This is a genomic window from Corallococcus sp. AB045 (genome assembly GCF_003668895.1).
Taxonomy (GTDB): domain Bacteria; phylum Myxococcota; class Myxococcia; order Myxococcales; family Myxococcaceae; genus Corallococcus; species Corallococcus coralloides.
Genome location: NZ_RAWN01000036.1, coordinates 1 through 21133 on the forward strand (window position 1 = coordinate 1; position 21133 = coordinate 21133).

General features: G+C 68.5%; 17 protein-coding genes and 1 riboswitch. Of the genes, 11 read left to right on the top strand and 6 right to left on the bottom strand.

What is annotated here, in order from left to right; translation table 11 throughout:
* The 4 genes from D7Y21_RS11385 to D7Y21_RS11400 form a co-directional block, all read right to left on the bottom strand.
* Window positions 1-1463 (bottom strand): PKD domain-containing protein (locus tag D7Y21_RS11385; RefSeq protein ID WP_233612063.1); only part of this gene is annotated, 1463 nt, incomplete at its 3' end.
* Window positions 1464-1555: 92 nt separating this feature from the next.
* A complete protein-coding gene (locus D7Y21_RS11390; protein WP_147443109.1) occupies window positions 1556-2746 on the bottom strand; it encodes an Ig-like domain-containing protein in 1191 nt (396 codons plus the stop codon).
* 565 nt (window positions 2747-3311) lie between these two features.
* Window positions 3312-5354, bottom strand: a complete 2043-nt coding sequence (locus D7Y21_RS11395) for an endo-1,3-alpha-glucanase family glycosylhydrolase (RefSeq protein ID WP_121713128.1) — start codon at window positions 5352-5354, stop codon at window positions 3312-3314.
* Between the two features lie 140 nt (window positions 5355-5494).
* Window positions 5495-6997 (bottom strand): acetyl-CoA acetyltransferase, encoded by a 1503-nt coding sequence (locus D7Y21_RS11400; RefSeq protein ID WP_121713130.1) that lies wholly within the window; start codon window positions 6995-6997, stop codon window positions 5495-5497.
* A gap of 107 nt (window positions 6998-7104) precedes the next feature.
* On the opposite strand from D7Y21_RS11400, the gene D7Y21_RS11405 reads away from it, so the two are divergent.
* From D7Y21_RS11405 to D7Y21_RS11415, 4 genes are read left to right on the top strand one after another with little or no spacing between them, the layout of a single operon-like run.
* The gene (locus tag D7Y21_RS11405; protein WP_121713132.1) at window positions 7105-7698 is read left to right on the top strand and encodes a DUF2239 family protein; all 594 of its coding nucleotides are present in this window, start codon (window positions 7105-7107) and stop codon (window positions 7696-7698) included.
* On the top strand, window positions 7695-8135 hold the full coding sequence (locus D7Y21_RS42620; RefSeq protein WP_233612064.1) for a hypothetical protein: 441 nt from the start codon (window positions 7695-7697) through the stop codon (window positions 8133-8135). Before D7Y21_RS11405 ends, D7Y21_RS42620 begins: the two co-directional genes overlap by 4 nt.
* Window positions 8104-8709: an NADP-dependent oxidoreductase gene (locus D7Y21_RS42625; RefSeq protein WP_233612065.1), complete on the top strand. Its 606-nt coding sequence runs from the start codon at window positions 8104-8106 to the stop codon at window positions 8707-8709. The genes D7Y21_RS42620 and D7Y21_RS42625 overlap by 32 nt, the downstream gene beginning before the upstream one ends.
* A 43-nt stretch (window positions 8710-8752) precedes the next feature.
* The gene (locus tag D7Y21_RS11415) at window positions 8753-9193 is read left to right on the top strand and encodes a nuclear transport factor 2 family protein (protein ID WP_120561585.1); all 441 of its coding nucleotides are present in this window, start codon (window positions 8753-8755) and stop codon (window positions 9191-9193) included.
* 10 nt (window positions 9194-9203) lie between these two features.
* Here the strand turns inward: D7Y21_RS11415 and D7Y21_RS11420 are convergent, their stop codons facing one another.
* Window positions 9204-10643 carry a PLP-dependent aminotransferase family protein gene (locus tag D7Y21_RS11420; protein ID WP_120561584.1) on the bottom strand — a complete coding sequence of 480 codons (1440 nt, stop codon included), beginning with the start codon at window positions 10641-10643 and terminating at the stop codon, window positions 9204-9206.
* Between the two features lie 83 nt (window positions 10644-10726).
* On the opposite strand from D7Y21_RS11420, the gene D7Y21_RS11425 reads away from it, so the two are divergent.
* From D7Y21_RS11425 to sthA, 4 genes are all read left to right on the top strand, one after another.
* Entirely contained in the window at window positions 10727-11182 is a 456-nt protein-coding gene (locus D7Y21_RS11425) for a cupin domain-containing protein (protein WP_121713173.1), read from the top strand.
* Window positions 11183-11256: 74 nt separating this feature from the next.
* Window positions 11257-11928 carry a hypothetical protein gene (locus D7Y21_RS11430; protein ID WP_121713134.1) on the top strand — a complete coding sequence of 224 codons (672 nt, stop codon included), beginning with the start codon at window positions 11257-11259 and terminating at the stop codon, window positions 11926-11928.
* 159 nt (window positions 11929-12087) lie between these two features.
* Window positions 12088-13299: a PPC domain-containing protein gene (locus D7Y21_RS11435; protein ID WP_158627278.1), complete on the top strand. Its 1212-nt coding sequence runs from the start codon at window positions 12088-12090 to the stop codon at window positions 13297-13299.
* 91 nt (window positions 13300-13390) lie between these two features.
* Window positions 13391-14788 carry a Si-specific NAD(P)(+) transhydrogenase gene (gene sthA / locus D7Y21_RS11440; protein ID WP_120561581.1) on the top strand — a complete coding sequence of 466 codons (1398 nt, stop codon included), beginning with the start codon at window positions 13391-13393 and terminating at the stop codon, window positions 14786-14788.
* Window positions 14789-14858: 70 nt separating this feature from the next.
* Here the strand turns inward: sthA and ahcY are convergent, their stop codons facing one another.
* Complete coding sequence (gene ahcY / locus D7Y21_RS11445) at window positions 14859-16289, bottom strand: adenosylhomocysteinase (protein WP_120561580.1); 1431 nt, start codon at window positions 16287-16289, stop codon at window positions 14859-14861.
* 91 nt (window positions 16290-16380) lie between these two features.
* Window positions 16381-16453: riboswitch (S-adenosyl-L-homocysteine riboswitch) on the bottom strand.
* Window positions 16454-16706: 253 nt separating this feature from the next.
* Here ahcY and D7Y21_RS11450 point away from each other — a divergent pair.
* From D7Y21_RS11450 to D7Y21_RS11460, 3 genes are all read left to right on the top strand, one after another.
* Window positions 16707-17663 (top strand): AHH domain-containing protein, encoded by a 957-nt coding sequence (locus tag D7Y21_RS11450; RefSeq protein ID WP_121713138.1) that lies wholly within the window; start codon window positions 16707-16709, stop codon window positions 17661-17663.
* 1 nt (window position 17664) lies between these two features.
* On the top strand, window positions 17665-18237 hold the full coding sequence (locus D7Y21_RS11455) for an imm11 family protein (RefSeq protein ID WP_199735405.1): 573 nt from the start codon (window positions 17665-17667) through the stop codon (window positions 18235-18237).
* 110 nt (window positions 18238-18347) lie between these two features.
* Window positions 18348-21128, top strand: coding sequence for an HAD-IC family P-type ATPase (locus D7Y21_RS11460; protein ID WP_121713140.1), 2781 nt, complete (start codon window positions 18348-18350; stop codon window positions 21126-21128).
* Window positions 21129-21133 lie beyond the last annotated feature (5 nt).

A 21133-nucleotide genomic window follows, 5' to 3' on the forward strand; every position in this document is an offset into this window, starting at 1 on the left:
CAGTAGGCCCCCCAGCCACCACCGCCCCCGACGAAGACCTCCAGGTTCCCGGAACCCAGTGGGAAGCTCCCTGTGGCGGTGGCTCCGTTGGAGCCCCTGAAGTTAAAGCCCATGCCACCGCCAGCACCGCCCACCATGCTGTAGTTCACGGTGACGGGGTAGCCATACGGGTTCGCCTTCTTCAGGTATGAGGTGACGACCTTGACGCACGTCACCGTCCCGCCAGTCAGGTTGATTGAGAAGGTCTGGGTCGTCTTCTGTCCGCTCGCATCCTGGATCACCAGGGTGATGAGTGAAGAAACTCCCAGCGACGGGGCCGTCCAGTTGACCTCGCTCCGAGAGGCGCTGGTGACAGGAGTTCCCAGCGTGCCGCCGCTGGCACTCCACGTGAAGGTGAGCGCCGCACCCTCGGGGTCGTAGGCGCTCACGACCAGATTCACCGTTCCGTTCACGGCCACGGTGTCGGTGGATTGGAAGAGCTCATCGATGACGGGGGGCCGGGTGGGAATCTGGGGCAGCCCCACGTTGATGCCCAACTGGCCCGTCGTGCTCCCACCGCGTCCATCGTTCAAGCTCACCGTCACCTTGCACACCGCGCTCGCGGGGGCCGTGGCCGGCGCCGTCCACGTTGGACGCTGCTGCGTGGCCGCGCTGAAGCTGCCGCCGCAATCATCCGCCCAGCTGTAGCTGAGCACATCGTTGTCGGCATCCACCGCCGCCACATCCAGGCTCACGCCCCCCCCAGGAGCCACCTGGCCGGACGGAGTACCCGTCACCAGGGTCGCCACGGGCCAGGTGTTGAACGCGACGGCGACATCCGCCGAGCCCCTGGCACGCACCACGGCGACCTTCAAGGAGATGCCCGCCTGGCCGCCCTTCCCATCCGTCACGCTCACGTTCAGCGAATAGGTTCCCTCCGTGGCCGGTGCGGTCCACGTCGGGCTGGCGGTGGTCGCGTCGACGAAGGTGCCACCGCTCGCCGTCCAGGCGTAGCTGCGCGCGTCGCCATCCGCGTCCGTGTCGGTGACGGCGAGCGTGACGGACTCGTTCACGTCCACGCGGCTGGTGGAGGCCGTGAGGCCGGTAATCGTGGGCGCGCTGTTGACGAAGGGCGTCGGCGCCGTCGTCTGCTGCAGCACGATGACCACGGCGGCCGTGGCGCTCGAGGTGATGGTGACGCCGGTGGCCTGGCCTTCATAGACCTGGGTGTCGGAGGAATCGAAGGCCTGGGCGCGGAAGGTGCGGTTGGCGCCGGCCGGAATCGCACCGAGGACGGCCCTCCACTGGCCGCCGGTATTCTGCAGGTTGGCGACAATGTCAGCGGAGAGGTCCGCGGCGCTCACCGTGAGGGTGACCCTGGCCACGTCCGAGGTCGAGAGGGCCTGGGCCGAGACGGCGATGTCGGCCGAGCCCTCCTGGGAAGGAGCGGGAGCGGGAGCGGGAGCGCAGGCCGCGAGCGTCATGAGGAGCAGCGGGAGGAGCGCCAGGGATTGGAATGGGTGTGGTCGATTCAAGGGGTTCCCACAAGGAGCAAGAGGTTCACGGGAAACGCGGGCTAGGGAAGGCTGACGGTGAAGCTCTGCGTCGCCTGCACTCCGGCCGCGTCCATGACGACCGCGGTGAGGGTGAAGGGGCCGCCGCTGGCGGGCGCGGTCCACAGCACTTCGCTCTGGGACGCGGAGGTGGCCGGGGTGCCCAGCGTGCCGCCGCTGGCGCTCCAGGTGAAGGACAGGGCGGTGCCCTCCGGGTCGTGCGCCACCACGAGCACGTTCACCACCCCGCCCGGCTCGACGGTGCTGGCGGACTGGAAGGTCTGGTCAATGACGGGGGCGGCGTCGGGGACGTCCGGCAGGCCGATGGTGATGCTGAGGGAGCCCTGGGTGCTTCCGCCGCGGCCGTCATTGGGCGCGACAGACACGGTGCAGGTGCCACTGGACGGCCGGGTGGCCGGAGCCTTCCAGGTGGGCTTCTTGACGGTGGCGTTGTTGAAGCTGCCGCCGCAGTCGTCGCTCCAGCTGAACGTCAGCAGGTCGCCATCCGGGTCCGCCACCGTCACGTCGAGCCCCGTGCTGTCACCGGGCAGCAACTGACCCTGGGTGACGGACACCTCGCTCACCACGGGCCAGGTGTTGAAGGACGTCGTCACCGTGGCCTTGCCCTTGGCGGCCAACACGTTGATGACCAGGGAGAAGCCGGCCTGGCCGCCCTTGCCATCCGTGACGCTGACGTTGAGGGTGAAGGGCCCCTCGGTCGTGGGCGCGGTCCAGGTGGCCCCTGCCTTCGTGGCGTTGGCCAGGGTGCCCGCCGTGGCCGTCCAGGCGTAGCTCAGCGTGTCGTTGTCCGCGTCCGTCGCCGTCACCGAGAGCGTGGTGGACTGGCCCGGCTCCAGCTGGGTGGAGGACGCCACCAGCGAGCTGATGCGCGGGGCGCTGTTGCGGAAGGGCGTGGGAGCTGTCTTCTGCTGCAACAGGATGAAGACCGCCGCCGTCGAGTCCTGGGAGATGGTGACCCCGGTGACCTGCCCCTCGTACAGCAGGGTGTTGGAGCCGTCATAGGCCCGGGCCAGGAAGGTGCGGCCGGAGCCCACGGGAATCCCTCCCAGGGTTCCGCTCCACTGTCCGGCCGTCTTGAACAGGTTGCGGGAGATGTCCGGCGTGATTCCGGAGCCGCTCACCGTCACGGTGACACGGCTGATGTCATTCTCCGTCAGGGCCTGGGCGGAGACTCCAAGGCTTGCCTCGCCCACGCCTTTGCCCTCGCTCGTCTCTGTGCCGCAGGCCACGGCCAGGGCGAGCGCCAATGCAGCGACAAACAGATTCAGCGGACGGAGGGAGACCCTCGTCGGTATTTGCGACATCAATGACCTCCAGATGGGATTTGACGAATCTCAGGGACTCGTCGTGGGGCGCAATGGAAGGCGCTCCCTGAGACATCTGTAATAGGAGAGTCAGTGATGGGCAAAATCGATGCAGACAAAGTCTACGCCCGCTCGCGTCAAGGGTCCCTCTCGCCCCATCCGAGGTCACTTGAGAATCCCCTGTTTCAAGTCTCCGAGGAGCCTCGGATGCCTTCCTTCAGGAGAATGGGCAGACGTTGAAATCAACCCGCGGACGCTGGAGCTGCCGGAAGAGACGTGAACGAGCTTCCTCTCTAGCTGGTCGCGCCCCTCTTCGCCGCCGCGAAGCTGGTGATTCGCGTGGAACGAACGGTGTTCTGGGTCCGACAGGGCCAACACTGCGCGAGCAGATGATTCGGGCTCGGTAGCTCCGTGTTGAGGGAACACCGGGCGGCCCGGCGCCCCTCAAGCGTCTTCAGCGCTTCAGCCACATCGGCTCGCCGGGGCACAGCCGGCAGCGGGCCTCTGCGTTGGCACAGGAGGTCGCGCAGGACGGGAGCGCCGCGCGGGCCGAGCTCCCGGCGCGGTACAGCAGGTCCTGGTACGCGATGGAGCCCACGATGGGGTGCATGCTCTGGAACTGCACCACGGTGGCCCCCGAGCGCTTCAGCCGGAAGGTCGGCGTCCCCACCGCCAGCGCCGTCCGGATGGCCTGCACGCCGCCCTCCGTCTTGTCCGCGCCGTAGGTCGCCGTGCCCTGCGTGATTTCGAGCCGGCCCGCGGACGAGAGGAAGCCCACCAGCTCCACTTCATTCGTCGCCGGGCACCCTGCCTTGCACACCGCGAGGTTCGCGGACGTCTGGGTCGTGGGCACGAGAGACGAATTGTGGTTCCGGTGGTTGTAATACAGCACGTCGCGCTCGATGGTCGGCCGCGTGCCCGTCTTGAACCACTGGATGTAATACGCGGTCATGTCGTACGCGGGCCACTGCTTCCCCGTCGACGGCCGGATGTTGTGGTGCTCGTGCTGGTCGTTCCAGGTGACGATCTGGACTTCGTCCAGGCCGTCGGCAATTACATTCTCCCAGATGGAGCGGAGCGTCAGTGAGTTGCGCGCCTCCCAGAAGGCCTTGTCCTTGGGCCGGTAGTCCTGGCTGCTCATCGGGTGGATCCACGACTTGCCGTATCCGGCCGCCTTCGTCTTCAGGTTCCCGGAGTACCCCGCCGTCGTCACCGGGACGGCCGTCCCCCACCCCGCGTAGGCATCCCCTACGTTCTTGTACTCCTCGAAGAGCGCCGTGCTCCCCGTGCCAAGGAAGACAGGCACCAGGTACAGGCTCATGCCCAGCTCCGTTGACGCGCGCTGCTTCACGGTGGCGTAGAACGCCGCCGTCCGGCCCTGCGCGGCAGGATTGAACAGGCCAACGACATACTTCCCATCCGGCCGCCGCAGGAGCGCCGCGTAGCCCTTCAGCTGACCCAGGATGCGAATCATCAGGTCCTGGTCCCCCGACTGACTCCCCGTCCCCAGGATCGTCATGTCGAAGTTGGGGATGATGTCGAAGCCGCCGGCCTGCGAGGCCGCGTCGACAATCGTCTTCGCCCGCGTCCACACCGCGCCGTTGTTCACGTCGCTGTCGGTCCACAGGTTCAGATAGAAGCCATCAATGCCAATCCTCGCCGCGAGTTCGATTTCGTCCTTCGCGTCGCGAAGCCGCCAGTCAGTCTCCGCGCGGGGAAGTCTCGGGAGCGGCCGCTCCCGCATCATGCCGCCGTAGGCCGCGTGGCTTCCGCTCTCGCCATTCACCGCGATGTAGGCGCGCTCGTAGTAGTCATTGGACGTCGGGTTGGCGTTGTCGAACGACACCGGGTAGTAGTGCCAGTGCGCATACACCCGCTTCGCCGACGCCCGGAGCGTGGTGCGCGGCACCGCGGTGAACGGCCACTCACAGGGGCCACAGTCCGGCCCGCAGTCGACGCCCGTCTCGGTGCCGTTGCGCACCCGGTCCGAGCAGGTCGCGGCGGGCGTCACGCTCAGCGGGAAGCTGGACTGGTTATCGCTCTCGTTCGTCTCCGCCGGCAGGCGGTTGATGTCATCCACATGCGCGAGGAGCGTGTGGGCCCCCGCCGTGGCCGGCGCGGTCCACACCTTCGTCCCCGCGGGGCCGGAGTTGGCGGTGAGCGTGACGCTGCCCTGCGGCTCGATGGAGCTCGTGTACGTGTCCGACCACGACACCTGTGTACCGTTCACCCAGAAGGAGAGACCGTGGACGATGCCCGCGGGCGTCGCGACGTTCCCCGTGTTCCGGATGGTTGCGCTGAAGGTGACGGCACTGCTCGGAGCCACTGTGGTCGGGCTCACGCCCGTGACGACGAGGTTGTAGCCGTCCACGAGCGCCCCCTGCTGCGAGTCCAAGGGCTCCTGGAGCGGCTCCCCGCCACAGCCCATCCACGCGGCCAGCAGCCCCAGTGACAGGGCCTTCCATGCGCTCTTCCAGTTGTGATTCGCGGGGTGCATCCACAGGCTCCGTTCCAGCCCGCATCTTCCTGTCGCGCCATCACGAGATGAATGGCGCGCTCCACGGGCGGGCAGGCTCCATTGTCGCGGTGGAGCTGAACGGGTTGCTTCAGAAATAACGGTATTTCAAGAAATCAATACTAGACCCGGCGCCAGAGGATGTCCCCGCCGGGGCCGGCGACGGCGTGCCCCTCACTGCCGACGGGCTCCTCCTCCCCGTCGCATAGGAAGTTGATGCCCGCCGTGTCCTGCGCCGGGACCTTCGCGAGGAAGCGCTCACCGGATGCGCCACGTCCGACGATGACGCCGAACCTCGGGCTGCCGTCGCGTTCGTACAGCACCGTGTACGTTTCGATACGGCCGGGGCCCGTGGCGTCCTCCACGAACGGAGGGACGGGGCCGCGCGCGGCGTCCGCTTCCGCCTGATGCTCGAAGGACTGGGGCAGCGTTCCAGCGGGCGGCGGTTCGCGCGTGAGCACGAGGCTGTGGTTGTACGTCGCGAAGCCGCCGTTGCCAAAGAGCAGGCCATGGCGTCCCTGCTCGCGCAGCCGCTGCACCATGCTGACCACCACGTGGCTCATGTAGTTGGCGATGGGCCCACCGCCGAACGTGAGCCCCCCGAACACCGTGGCGGGCTTCTCCAGTGGCCAGCCCAACACCCGGCGCGCCATCTTCGGCACGCACGGGAAGCAGCTGTAGAGCTCCACGAAGTCGAGCATGTCGACGGTCAACCCATTCAGCTCCAGCGTGCGGCGCAGCGACACGGCCATGCTCGGTGAGCTTGCATAGCCATCACGCGCGAGGAAGTCCTCCGGCTCATGCGCCGCCACTCCCCGCCCCACGTACACAAGGCGCTCCTCCGGCACTCCCCGCGCGAGCGCATTCGCCAGGCTGGTGACGAGGAACCCCGCGCCCTGGTTGACGGCGCTGTTCGCCACCATCCGCTTCCAATACGGAAACGCGATGGGCCGGTTGGACGGAGAGGGCGTGACAATCTCTTCCACGGACAAAGGCTCGCGGAGCCACGCTCCCGGATTGCCCGCCGCGACCCGCGAGAACCGCGACCAGATTTCGCCACTCTCCCGCTGCGCCTCCGCCAGCGTCTGGCCATACGCAGCGCGGCCGGCATTCTCATACAGAGGATAGACGTCGACCGGAGAGTTGAGGCCGTAGCGCTTCCGGTAGGCCGCATGCGCCTGGACACCGATGCTGGTCGCGGCGTTATGCGCCGAGGGTGCGTCCCCCGCCGCCAGCGCCGCACGCCGGGCCGCCGTGCGCAGCGCCTCACCGCCCACGACCGCCGCGACCTCCACGGCTCCGGAGGCAACGCGATTGGCCGCCTCGTGCAGCAGCCGCACCGGGCTGTCGCCGCTGGCCTCCGCCGTCTGCTCATGGAGGCGCGGCCGTGCACCCAGGCGCTCCGCCAGCGCGAGCGGCAACGGCCCCATCTGCCGGAACGAGAGCTGATCCACCACCGCCAGCGAATCCAGCCGGGAGAGCCAGCCACCGCCCGCATCCGCGTCCGCTGCGCGCAGCGCGGCCTCCATCAAGCCCAGCGAGTCCAGGCCCCGCAGCGGATCCTCCGGCCGGTCGTTGATCTGCCCCACGCCCACGATGACGGGAATCCGGTTCGCGTCCTTCATGCCTCGCCTCCTGACCGACCTGCTCCCACGGCCAGCCATCCCGGTCAACGCGCACATATTACCCGGGTATAATTGACGCCCATTTCTACCCGGGTAATATTCCCGGCATGCCTTCGCCTTCCACCACCTGGACCGCCTTCGCCGGCCAGCGCCTCCTTGCCTCCGGCCCACCGGCCGAGGTCGTCACCGCTGCCAAGGGCGCGCTCGACGCGGGCGAGCATGAATCGCTGCTCCTGTTCGACGACGCCACGGGCCGGACGGTGGACTTCCACCTGCGCGGCACACTGGCGGAGGTGCTCGCCCGCCTCCAACCCGCGCCGGACCCGGCCGCCGAGTCCTCCGAGCCCCGAGGCCCCGGCCGCCCGAAGCTCGGCGTGGTGGCCCGAGAGGTGACGCTGCTGCCCCGCCACTGGGAGTGGCTGTCCGATCAGCCCGGCGGCGCGTCCGTGGCCCTGCGCAAGCTGGTGGAGGCCGCTCGCGCGAACAGCGGAGACGCCGACCGCATCCGCCGCGCCCAGGCCGCCGCGGACCGCTTCATGACCACGATGGCCGGCAATGCACCGGGCTACGAGGAGGCCGCCCGCGCGCTCTACGCGGGCGACCGCGCTCGCTTCAACAAGTGGACCCGGAGCTGGCCGGACGACCTCCGCGACTGCGCCCGGAGGCTCGCGGCCCCCGCCTTCACCAAGGAGACGACGTGAATCACCAGTGGGTGCTGAAGTCGCGTCCCCACGATGAAGTCTCCGACACATGCTTCGAATGGCGCCAGACGTCCATCCCCACTCCAGGTCCCGGCGAAGCACTGGTGCGCGTCGCCTGGCTCGCCATCGAACCCACCCAGCGCACGTGGCTCAACCCCCACGCGACCTACATCCGTCCCGTCGAACTCGGCGAGGTCATGCGCGGGGCAGGTGTCGGACAGGTCATCGCGTCCCGCTCCGAACGGCTGGCCGTGGGCGACTGGGTGACGGGCATGACGGGCTGGCAGGAGTACGCGCTGGCCGGTGACGCGGGCCTCTTCGGTTTCAACAAGGTGCCGGACGGCATCGACCCCAGGGCCATGTTGAACCTCTACGGCGCCAGCGGGCTGACCGCGTGGATTGGGGGTGACCGACGTGGGCCGCGCGGCCCCAGGTGAAACCGTCCTGGTCTCCGGCGCGGCAGGCAGCGTGGGCTCCATCGCCGGACAGGTCGCACGGCTTCGGGGCTGTCGTGTCATCGGCATCGCGGGCGGAGCGCATAAAGCCGACTGGGTCACCCGCGCCGCCCGGTTCGACGCCTGCATTGACTACAAGTCCGAGGACGTCCGGACGCGCCTCCAGGCGCTGGCACCCAAGAGCGTGGATGTCTTCTTCGACAACGTGGGCGGGCCCGTCCTGGAGGCGGCGCTGGATCATTTGGCGGTGCGCGCCCGCGTGGTGCTCTGCGGCGCCGTCTCTTCTGGCTACAAGGACCGGGACTACGGCGCCATGCCTCGCAATTACATGCAGCTGGCCTTCCAGCGGGCGCGCATGGAGGGCTTCATCTTCCTGGACCACGTCCCGCGCTTCCCCGAAGCCTTCCGCGAGCTGTCCACCTGGGCGACCCGGGGTGAGTTCGCCCTGGCGGAGACCATCACCGAAGGGCTGGAGCAGGCGCCATCCGCCCTGCGCGGCTTGTTCCAGGGCCGCAACCTGGGCAAGCAGCTGGTCCGCGTCGCGGCCCCTGTCTGAGCGCGGTAGCCTGCTGCCTCCCTCCTCACGCACGGAGCCTCGGATGAAACTCCAGACCACGCTGACCACCGTTCTCGCCCTCGCCACGGGCGCCGCGGAAGCCCGGGACCCCGCGCAGGACGAGCGTGAGCTGCTCAAGGTCGAGGCCGCGCTCTGCCGCGCCTTCGAGACCGCCGACGTCGCCACGCTGCGCAAGAGCCTGGACGCGCGCTTCACGCTCACCGACTCCAAGGGCACGGTGACGGACCTGGAGCAGAACCTGGCGGAGGTGGCGAAGAAGGACCCCGTCTACGAGGTCTTCCGCAACCACCACCAGAAGATCCGCCTGTACGGCGACGCCGCTGTCGTCACCGGCATCACCACCCTCAAGGGCCACTCCGGCAAGACGCAGTTCGAAGGCGACTTCCAGTTCACCGACACCTGGGTCTACCGCGATGGCCAGTGGAAGCTCGCCGCGAGCCACGCGACCCGGCTGTCGAAGTGACAGGCGTTGCTCAATCCCTCGTCAATCCCACATGGGCAAGGCTGGCTCCCAGCCGCTTCAAGCCTTCTGGAATGCGTGTCGCGGGAATGCCGCCATACCCCAGCACCAGCCCTGGCCGCGCGCGCGGCCCCATGAAGTAACGCGACAGGGTGATGAGCCCGACCCCCGCGGCCCGGGCCCGAGCCACCGTCTCCCGCTCCAACGCCACGCCCCCTCGCCGGAACGTCGCGCTCAGGTGCAGGCCCGCCACGGAGGGCACCACCTGGAGCCAGTCGCCACAGTGACGCGCCAACCCTTCCGCCACGCGCGAGTGCCGCGCCTCGTAATCCCGCCGCATCTTGCGGATGTGCCGTGCCAGCAGTCCGCTGTCGATGAACCGGGCGAGCGCGGCCTGCTCCGGCACCGGGCTGTGCCAATCCATCACACGCCGGGCCCACCGCAGCTCCCGCTGGAGCGACGGCGGCGCGACGAGGAACCCCATCCGCAGCATGGGGACCATCACCTTCGAGAACGAGCCCACGTAGAGCACCCGCCCGGAGCGGTCCATCCCATGCAACGTCTCCAGGGGCCGGCCGCCAAAGCGGAACTCGCTGTCGTAGTCGTCTTCAATCACCACCGCGTCGCGCCGCTTCGCCCACTCCAGCAGCGCCACCCTGCGCGCGGGCGACATGGGCATGCCCAGCGGGAACTGATGCGACGGCGTGACGTAGACGAGCCGCGCGGTGTCCGGCAGCGCCGCCACGTCCAGCCCCTCCGCGTCCACCGGCACGGGCACGACGCGCGCGCCCAGCGACTGGAACACCTGCCGCGCGGGCGGATAGCCCGGCTCCTCCATGGCGACGCAGTCCCCCGGCTCGATGAGCACCCGGCCCACGAGGTCCAGCGCCTGCTGCGCGCCATTGGTGATGAACACGTCGTCCGCCTCCGCGCGCACGCCCCGCGCGACGCCCACGTGCCGCGCCACCGCCTCCCGCAACCCCCGGTGCCCGGCAGCGTCCACGTAGCCCCCGGACACCGTGGCGGCCCGCAGCTGGCGCGCCACCAGCCGGCGCCAGGACTCGAAGGGGAAGCCCGAGACGTCCGGGCTGCCCACGCCAAAGTCATACGCGGCGGGGGCCAGCGGCGCTGGCAGGTCTGGCAGTGAGCGCCAGAAGGCCCGGGCGCGCAGCGGCACCTGGGTTTCCCGCCCTGCCCTGCCACGCGGCCGGGACGCCTCTCCCTGGACGAAGCTCCCTGCTCGCGTACGCCCCGCGATGAGGCCTTCCGCGGTGAGCCATTCATACGCCACGCCCACGGTGTTGCGCGCCACGTCCAGGCGCAGGGCCAGCTCACGGGTGGGCGGCAACCGCTCCCCGCGTCGGAGGCGCCCGTCGAGGATGGCCGCGCGCAGCCCCCGGTAGATCTGCCCGGCCAGGTCCCGGCGCCCTCGGAGCTCCACATGGAAGTCCATGCCGCATCCTCCCACGGATTGGCCCAATGGAATTCGCCAATCCTGGCCCTGTCACCGGGCCAGCGGTGGACCATCCTTGCGGCATGACCCATTCCTCCTACGCCTCCCACCCCGTCGACTCCGAGCGCATGCCGTGGATCCCCATGGGCCGGCCCGGGCTCGCGTTCAAGCCGCTGCGCTTCTTCCGCGACGGCAGCGGCTGGATGTACCTCTTCCGCCTGGAGCCCGGCACCCTCATCCCCCGGCACCGCCACGTCGGCGAGTCGCACGCCTTCAACATCTCCGGGCGCCGCAAGCTGCTCGACACCGGCGAGGTGATTGGCCCGGGCACGTATGTCTATGAGCCGCCCGGCAACGTCGACAGCTGGCAGGTCGTGGGCGATGAGCCCCTCGTCCTGCACATCACCGTGAAGGGCGGCATCGAATACCTGGGCGACGACGGTCAGGTCCTCAAGAGCGTGAGCCCCGCGGAGCGGCTGGAGACGTACCGCCGCTGGTGCCAGGAGCACGGCGTGGAGGCCCTCGCCACCATCGAGTGACGAATGCGGTTGCCCCGGCCTCCGCCCCCGGGCAGGAGGAGGCCAGGATCCCCTCACTGGAAGGAAGACCGCCCATGCCGCCCAGGCCCACCGCACCGCCCCAGCTCCAGTCCGCGCCCGAAGCGCTGCGCAAGTTCGTCGAGGACCTGTTCACCCTCGACGTGGGGGAGCCCTGGGCCCAGCCCGCGGAGGTGAAGGAGACGGGCGCCGCTCCCTGGCGGCCACCCAACGCCTACACGCTGGTGATGGGGAACCTGGACGTCGAAGGCAACGTGCTGGTGGAAGCCGACAGGCATGACGAGGGCGTCCTCGTCGTGTTCGGCGATGTCACGTGCCGCAACCTCTTCGTCGGCGTGGGTTTCACCTTCGTCTGCACCGGGACGCTGCGCGTGAAGGAGACGCTCGTCGCGACCTCGATGGACAGCGTGACGTACGCGGCGGGAGTGGTGGAGGCGGAGGTCGTCGACTCCGGCTCCGGCGCGTGGCTCACCCTCTTTGGAGACGCGTCCCAGCTGCATGTGAAACACCTCACGCATTACGTGATGAACGGCCGCAAGGTCATCAAATCGCAGAACCCTCCCGACCTGCGCACGCTTGTCGTTCCAGAGGTCCTCGACCTGGAGGAATGGGATTCCCTCTCCGCGGAGGAGCAGGCGGATGAGGACCCGAAGGCCATCATCAAGCTGGACGCGAGAGCGGCCCGCGAGCGCCTGGCCCGCGGCGAGAGCCTCTTCCGCTCGCCCTGAGAAGCCCGCCCGGCTCCAGCTTCCAGCCCGCGCCCTCCGTGCGGGCCGTCCTCACGCGGAATGTCAGACACGCTTGATAGCTTGCGTACTGTCCGGGCCTGGCGGCGACAGGCTTTCGCCGCCCCGGGCGACAAGCGTTCTCACAAACCGAGGAACATCTTGAATCGTCTTGGACTGAAGTCTTTGGCGGCGATGTGGCTGACGTGCGCGCTGACGGGCTGTGGCGCGGAGCTGGAGACGCCCACCGGAGCCCTGGAAGAGGGCGCCATCGAAGCGCCGGCGGGAGAAGTCGTTGAACAGGCCCCGGTGGTGGAGAAGGGCCCGCCGCCGGAGCGGCGGCTCCAGGCCGAGGCCGTGGACTGCACCAGCACCACCACGCTGAGCAACGGCGTGCCGGCATCCGGCGTGGGCCAGGAGGCAGGCGCCTGGTCCTGCATCTACAAGCTCTCTGTGCCCACCGGGGCCACCCGCGTGGAGTTCACCACCAGCGGAGGCACCGGCGACGGCGACCTGTACGTGCTCCGGGGAAGCACTCCTTCGGCAGCGACGAACGACTGCAAGTCGGCCGGCAGCTCCAACACGGAGAGCTGCGCCCTCACGGTGACGTCGTCCGGCATCTACTACGCCCGGATGTATGGCTACAGCACGTTCTCCGGCGCGACCATCACGGGCACCTACACCCTGACCACCGGTCAGCCGGGCTGCACCAGCACCAGCCCCATCACCAACAACTCGACCACCTACGGCCTGAGCGCGGCTCCCGGGACCTTCTCCTGCGACTACACGCTCGAAGTCCCGTCGGGGGTCACGAGCCTCGCGTTCAACACCTACCTCGGCTCCGGTGGAATGGCCCACCTCTACGCGAAGCGAGGCAGCTCGCCCACCCTGGCGTCCTATGACTGCAAAGGCACCACGGGCGGAGGCAACAACCAGTCGTGCTCCGTCACCAATCCCGCGGCGGGCACCTGGCATGTCCGCGTGTACAACGCGGACTCCTACATGACGCTCACCGGCGCGGCCCTGCGCGGCTACTACACCACCGGAGGTACGGGGAACCCGGGCACCGGCACGCTGACGAACAACGTCCCGGTGACGGGCCTGTCGGGCGCGCAGGGGTCGTACCGCTACTGGACCATCACCGTGCCGGCCGGGAAGACCTCGCTGCTCGTGCAGACGATGTTCGGCACGGGCGACGCGGACCTGTACGTGCGCCAGGGCTCGAAGCCCGAGGACTCCGTCTACGACTGCCGCCCCCTGACGGGCGGCAACACGGAGTCGTGCCTCATCAACAGCCCCGTCGCGGGCGTCTACCACGTGATGATCAAGGGCTACACGGACTACTCCGGGCTGACGCTTCAGGCGTCCTACTGAAGCCGTCCCGCGAACCTGATGTGTGAAGCAGTGCCCGTCCCCGAGGTGATTTCTTCCCTCGGGGACGGGGTTGGGGGAACACTCCGGACCCATGAGCGCTCGGCGGTTCGACGTGGTGGTCCTCGGCTCCGGTCCCGGCGGTGAAGGGGCTTCGATGAAGGCGGTGAAGTCCGGCCGCAAGGTGTGCACCGTGGAGCAGGGAGCCCTGGTGGGCGGCGCCTGCACCCACACCGCCACCATCCCCTCCAAGGCCCTGCGCCACGCCATCCAGCGGCTGTTGGACGTGCAGCACGACCACCCGGAGATGCGGGCGGAGCTGGCCCGCCACACCACGCTCAAGGACATGATGCGCGTGGCGACCACCGTCGTGTCCAAGCAGGTGCAGCTGCGCACCACCTTCTACGAGCGCAACCGGGTGGAGCTGGTGGTGGGCCGCGCGAAGTTCCGGGACGCGCACACCGTGGAAGTCACCGAGCCGCGCGGCTCCGTGGAGCTGCTCAACGCGGACGCCTTCGTCATCGCCACGGGCTCGAGGCCCTATCGGCCCGCGGGCGTGGACTTCCGCCACCCGCGCATCTTCGACTCGGACACCATCCTCAAGCTGCGCGAGTCCCCGCTGTCGATGATCATCTACGGCGCGGGCGTCATCGGCTGCGAGTACGCCTCCATGTTCCGGATGCTCGGCGTGAAGGTGGACCTGGTGAACACGCGCGACCGGCTCCTGTCCTTCCTGGACGACGAAATCTCAGACGCCCTCTCCTACCACCTGCGGGAACAGGGCGTGCTCATCCGCCACCAGGAGGAGATGGTCTCCGTGGAGCCGCACGACGACAGCGTGGTGCTCCAGCTCAAGAGCGGCAAGCGGCTGAAGGCGGACGTCTTCCTCTGGGCCAACGGCCGCTCCGGCAACAGCCAGGACCTGGGGCTGGAGGCGCTGGGCATCGCGGTGGACTCGCGCGGGTGCATCCAGGTGAACGACGGCTACCAGACGTCCGTGCCCCACATCTACGCGGTGGGTGACGTGGTGGGCGCCCCGTCCCTGGCGAGTGCTTCCTATGACCAGGGCCGCTTCGCCGCCACGCACATCGTGGAGGGGCGGATGGAGCACAAGCTGGTGAAGGACATCCCCACCGGCATCTACACCAGCCCTGAAATCAGCAGCCTGGGCCGCACCGAGCGTGAGCTCACCCAGGCGGGCGTCCCCTACGAGGTGGGCCACGCCTTCTTCAAGAGCCTGGCGCGCGCGCAGATAACGGGCCGCACCGTGGGCATGCTGAAGCTGCTGTTCCACCGGGAGACGCGAGAGATTCTCGGCATCCACTGCTTCGGGGACAACGCCTCCGAAATCATCCACATCGGCCAGGCCATCATGGCGCAGGACTGGCCGGGCAACGGCATCGACTACTTCATCAACACGACCTTCAACTACCCCACCATGGCGGAGGCGTACCGCGTGGCGGCGCTCAACGGCCTCAACCGGCTGTTCTGAAAACACGAAGGGCACCGCGGGCTCTTGAAGGCCCACGGTGCCCCGGGTGTGTCAGGTCAGGACGCGCCGCTTAGTAGCGGTAGGTGTCCTGCTTGTAGGGGCCGCTCTTCTCCACGCCGATGTAGTTCGCCTGCTCGGGGGTGAGCTCGGTGAGCTGGGCGTTGAGCTTCTTGAGCTGGAGCCGGGCGACCTTCTCGTCCAGGTGCTTGGGCAGCACGTACACCTTGCCCACCTGGTACTTGTCGCTGTGCGAGTACAGCTCGATCTGCGCGATGGTCTGGTTCGCGAAGGAGCTGGACATCACGTAGCTGGGGTGACCGGTGCCGCAGCCCAGGTTCACCAGACGGCCCTTGGCCAGCAGGATGATGCGCTTGTTGTCCGGGAAGATGATGTGGTCGACCTGGGGCTTGATCTCCTCCCACTTGTACTGCTCCAGGGAGGCGACCTCGATTTCATTGTCGAAGTGGCCGATGTTGCAGACGATGGCCTGGTCCTTCATCTTGGCCATGTGCTCATGGGTGATGACGGACTTGTTGCCCGTGGCGGTGACGAAGATGTCCGCCTTGTCCGCGGCGTAATCCATGGTCACGACGCGGTAGCCCTCCATCGCGGCCTGGAGCGCGCAGATGGGGTCGATTTCCGTCACCCACACCTGGGCGGACAGCGCGCGCAGGGCCTGCGCGGAGCCCTTGCCCACGTCGCCGTAGCCCGCGACGACGGCGATCTTCCCGGCCACCATCACGTCCGTGGCGCGCTTGATGCCGTCCACCAGGGACTCACGGCAGCCGTAGAGGTTGTCGAACTTGCTCTTCGTCACGCTGTCGTTGACGTTGATGGCGCGGAACAGGAGCGTGCCCTTGGCGGACATCTCCTGGAGGCGGTGCACGCCCGTGGTCGTCTCCTCGGTGACGCCCATGATCTTGGCGCTCTTGCGCGAGTACCAGGTGGCGTCCTCGGCGAGCTTGGCCTTGATGGAGGCGTACAGCTCGCGCTCCTCCTCGCTCTGGGGGTTCGCGATGACGGACAGGTCCTTCTCCGCGCGCTTGCCCAGGTGCATGAGCAGCGTGGCGTCACCGCCGTCGTCGAGGATCATGTTCGGACCCTCGTGGTCGCTGCCGGCGGGGCCGAACTCGAAGATGCGGTGGGTGAAGTCCCAGTACTCCTTGAGGGACTCGCCCTTGTGCGCGAACACCGGGGTGCCGGCCTCCACCAGCGCGGCGGCGGCGTGGTCCTGCGTGGAGAAGATGTTGCACGAGGCCCAGCGCACCTGCGCGCCCAGCGCCTGGAGCGTCTCCACCAGCACGGCCGTCTGGATGGTCATGTGCAGCGAGCCCGTGACGCGAGCGCCCTTGAGCGGCTGCTGCTTCGCGTACTCCTCGCGGATCGCCATGAGCGCGGGCATCTCGCTCTCGGCGATGCGGATCTCCTTGCGGCCCCAGCTGGCGAGCTTGAGGTCGGCGATGGCGTAGTCCTGATTCTGCTTCTGGGTAACCGCGGTCATGGTGTGGCTCCGGATCCAGGTGGCGCGCCTGCTGGCAAGGGAGCGGCCGTGCCCTGGAAAGAAAGGCCGCCTCACCCTCGCAAGAAACGCGTTCAGGTGAGCGCCGTTGGGTCATTCGGCTTCGAGCCTGGGGCCGGGAAGGCCTCGCAACGCTCCTCGAAGTCGCGGGGGAAACTACGGGAAGGCGCCCTGAATTTCAAAGGGAGATTGCCTCGCGGGAGGCAGGCGGAAGTCGCACCCGAGGTGCCCTGGCGGACAGCCGGCGGGAGTGTCCCGAGGGGTGGGAGGATCTGCCCCCGCTTCCGACTGAACGCGCGCTCTCCACCTGTAAATCGAGCAAATCACTGAAAACCAAAAACCCAGAAGTGAGGATGCCTCGCCTCCTGATTTCCAGAGGGGCCGGCTTCTGGGAGTTCCATGCAATCAGTCTGGCTTATCCTGTGGCTGCTTTTGATGGGAGGGTGTGCGACCACTCGCGTTGTCCATCTCGACGTGGGGAACGGCAGGCACGTGGTCCACGAATCCCTGGATGTGGATCCGGTCCAGGTGAGTGAGGATGCGTTCGAGGCGGCCCTCACGCAGCTCACGATGACGCTGCCCGAACCCGTCACGAAGGTCATCGCGGTGGCACTGACCGCGGCGATGGTGGCCTACCTCGGGGTGGTGCCGGTCTGGGAGATGGGCCGGGGCTTCGTGCGGCTGTGGGACGACGCAGGGACGGCAACGAGCGTCATCGAGTTGCAGGACATCGGCCATCGCTTCGGGAAGGTGCTCGGCACGAACGGGACGCGTGTCCTGGTGTTGCTCGTCACCGCGGCCCTGGGCGGAAGGAATGCGATGGCGGCCCAGGGCCCCAGGCTCCCGGGATTCCCCCAGGCTGCGCTCCGAGGACAAGCCGAAGCGGGATTCCAGCTTGGAGAGGCACTGAATGGCGGCGTGACTTCCATCGCGCTGCCCGCTGCGGGAGTGCTGAATGTGGCACTGGCTCCGGGAGCCGCGGCGGCACTGGCGATGTATGGAGAGGGGCGGTTTCCCGGTGACGAGACGGGGCCGGTTCATCACATCCGCACGAACAAGAACCCCATCTCCGATGCTACTGGCGGTCCCTGGACGCCGAAGTGCGAGGAGGTCTTCAAGAAGGCCGGGATGACCCTCGAAGATGCTGCCAACAAGATACGGCTCAAGGGTCATGAAGGGCCGCACCCCGAGAGCTACCATACAGAGGTACTTCAGCGCCTCAATCGTTCGGTTACCCGATGCCGGACGACTGAGACCTGTCGGGCCAGTTTGATGGAGGAACTTGCGAAGATAGCCAACGAGCTTCTGACGTCGGACTCTCCGTTGCGGCGTCTCATTGTGAAGCGGGAGGGATGAGGTGGAACGGTATTTTTATTGGGTGAGACTTGGCGGTGTACCCCAGTGGCTCCTTGCGACGCCGACACGGGATTCGGGTGAGTCGTTTGACGAGCCTTGGATGTTTGTAGATGGTCGCATCCTCACCGACCCTGGCCCCCTCAAGGCACGGTTCGCACATCCTGGCACCAGGCGAGACTTCGTATTCTCTTCGATTGAGGAAACACCCATCGTCAGCGAAGCCGTCGCCACCGTCTTCAGGACTCTCGCACCCGGTGACGTGCAGCTCTTCCCGGTTTCCATCGAGGGAGAAGCCGACCCGTTCTTCGTCGTCAATGCCACCCAGGTGATTGATTGCATCGACGAGGCACGGTGCCGGGAGGTGCATCACTACGAAGAGGGCGCCCACCCCCCTGAATTCGAAGGGGAGTACAACTGGATCTACGGACTGCGAATCGCCCCTTCGAAGACCGAGGGCGCCCAGGTCTTCCGGCTGAAGAAGTTCAAGGTTGCGTTCATCGTCTCGGAAGACGTCAAGAACGCCCTCGAAGCGATCGGAAACCTGGGGGTGTCGTTCGAGCGCGTGACGGATTGAGCACAGGATTACCGGCGCGCGTGGGAGCGCCCGGTGTCCTGCGCGGCAGGGCCCGCCTCCCGCTGACGGGCGGCCCTGCCCGTTGCCAGCTTCCCCAGGGGAGGCACGCCATGCAGGAGCCGTCACAGCCGAGGAAGCAGGCAGGGCTTCGCGCCCCCGACGCGCCTTCCGTCCCCTGGCATGCGCTTCTCCCGGACGCAGTGCTGGAGCGGCTCTCCAGCGCGCCCCAGGGGCTGACAGAGGAAGCGGCCCGGGAACGGCTCGCGCGCCATGGCCCCAATGTGCTGGAGCGCTCGCGGCCAGACAGCGCGTGGAAGCTCCTGTGGCGGCAGATCGACAGCCCGCTCATCTGGGTCCTCATCGCTTCCGCGGGCCTGGCCATCCTGCTGGGCAAGGTGACCGACGGGCTCGTCGTGGCCGCCGTCGTGGTCCTCAACACCCTCATCGGCTTCGTGCAGGAGTACCGCGCGGGCCGCGCCATCGAGGCCCTGAACCACATGGTGCCGGAGACCGCGCAGGTGCTGCGCGACGGGCACCTGGTGGTGCGGCCGGCGGCGGAGCTCGTTCCCGGTGACGTCGTGCAGCTTGCGTCGGGGGACCGCGTTCCCGCGGACCTGCGCCTCTTGCGCTCCCGCAACTTCCAGGTGGAGGAGGCCGCGCTCACCGGTGAATCCGTCCCGTCGAGCAAGCACGTCGCGGCCGTGACCGTGGACGCGGAGCTGGGGGACCGGGCGAGCCTTGCCTTCGGCGGCACGCTGGTGACGTCCGGCACGTCCACCGCCGTCGTCGTCGCCACCGGCGGCGACACGGAGCTGGGCCGCATCTCCCATCTGATGGAGCAGGCCGCGGACCTGAGCACGCCGCTCACGCGGGAGCTGGCCCGGCTGGGCCGCGTCATCAGCGCGGGCATCGTCGTGCTGTCCGCCGTGCTGCTCGGGGTGGGCATGTTCCGGGGGTATGCCTTCAGCGACGCCGTCCTGGTGGCCATCACCCTGGCCGTGGCCGCCATCCCGGAGGGCCTGCCCGCCATCGTCACCATCGCCCTGGCCATTGGCGTGCAACGCATGGCGTCCCGCCGCGCCGTCATCCGCAAGCTGCCCGCCGTGGAGACCCTGGGCAGCACCACCGTCATCTGCACGGACAAGACCGGCACCCTCACCCGCAACGAGATGACCGTGCAGGCGCTGTGGACCTGGCGCGGGCACTACGCGCTCACCGGCGTGGGCCACTCCCCCTTGGGAGATCTGCTTCACGCGGGGCGCCCCCTGGACGTGCCGCCCGACGACGTGCGCACGCTGCTCGTCGCGGGCGTGCTCTGCAACGAGGCCGACCTCCAGCCCCGGGAGGGACGCTGGGGCATGACGGGCGACCCCACGGAAGGCGCGCTGCTCTTCGCCGCGAAGAAGGCGGGCCTGGGCGTGACGGAGCTGCGCGAGCGCCATCCCCGCCTGGACGCCATCCCCTTCGAATCCGAGCACCAGTTCATGGCCGCGCTCCACGCGGGCGACCCGGAGCACGCCGAGCTCTTCATGAAAGGCGCCCCGGAAGTCGTGCTGCGCCGCTGCGGACCGGAGACGGACCGGGACGCCGTGCTGGCGGAGGTGGAGCGCATGGCGAGGCAGGGGCTGCGCGTGCTCGCCTTCGCGCACAAGCGCATGTCCCGCGCGGACGCGCTGCGGCCCCAGGACGTGGAGGACGGCTTCGCGCTGCTGGGTCTGCAGGGGATGATCGACCCGCCCCGCGAGGAGGCCGTGGCCTCCGTGAAGGCCTGCCACGCCGCCGGCATCCGCGTGAAGATGATGACCGGCGACCACCCAGGCACGGCGGAGGCCATCGGTCTTCAACTGGGCCTCCACGCCCCGGGACATCCGGGCCTCACCGGCGCGCACCTGTCCGGCATGAGCGACGCGGAGCTGGCCGTGGCGGTGAAGGACACGAACGTGTTCGCGCGCCTGGCCCCCGAACACAAGCTGCGGCTGGTGCGCGCGCTCCAGACGCAGCGGCACGTGGTGGCGATGACGGGCGACGGCGTCAACGACGCGCCCGCGCTCAAGCAGGCGGACATCGGCGTGGCCATGGGCATCACCGGCACGGCCGTGTCCCGCGAGGCCGCGGACCTGGTGCTGACGGACGACAACTTCGCCACCATCGTCGCCGCCGTCGAGGAGGGCCGCCGCGTCTACGACAACCTCGTCAAGTCGCTCGCCTTCGTGCTGCCCACCAACCTGGGGCTCGCCCTCATCCTCATGCTGGGCGTGACGTTCTTTCCCCTTCAGGAGGCCGGCGGCGTGCGCGAACCGCTGCTGGCCATGCGCCCCACGCAGCTGTTGTGGATCAACCTGGTGGCCACCGTCACCCTGGCGCTGCCCCTGGCCTTCGAATCGAAGGAGCGCCACGTCATGCGCCGCCCGCCCCGCGCGCCGGACACACCCGTCCTGAGCCACTTCGTGGTGATGCGCACCGGGCTCGTCGCGCTGCTGATGGCGGCAGGCGCCATCGGCCTGTTCCTCTGGGAGTTCAAGCGCCAGGGCGGCACCCACGGCGTCCCCAACGACCAGGCCGTGGCCGAGGCGCGCACCATGGCCGTCAACACCGTGGTCAGCTTCCAGATCTTCTACCTGTGGCTGAGCCGCACGCTGACGGGCTCCACGCGCGAGGTGGGCTTCGCGAGCAACCCCACCGTGTTCGTGGGCATCGCCGCGCTGGTGCTGCTCCAGGCCGCGTTCATGTACGTGCCCTTCTTCCAGCGCCTCTTCGGCTCCGCGCCGCTGTCGCTGGGGGACATCGCGCGGTCGGTGCTGGTGGGCGCGTGCGTGCTGCCCGTCGTGGGCCTGGAGAAGTGGCTGCGCTCGCGGCGGCGGGAGGTGGGCCGGAGCGTGAGCGCCACCTGAGGGTG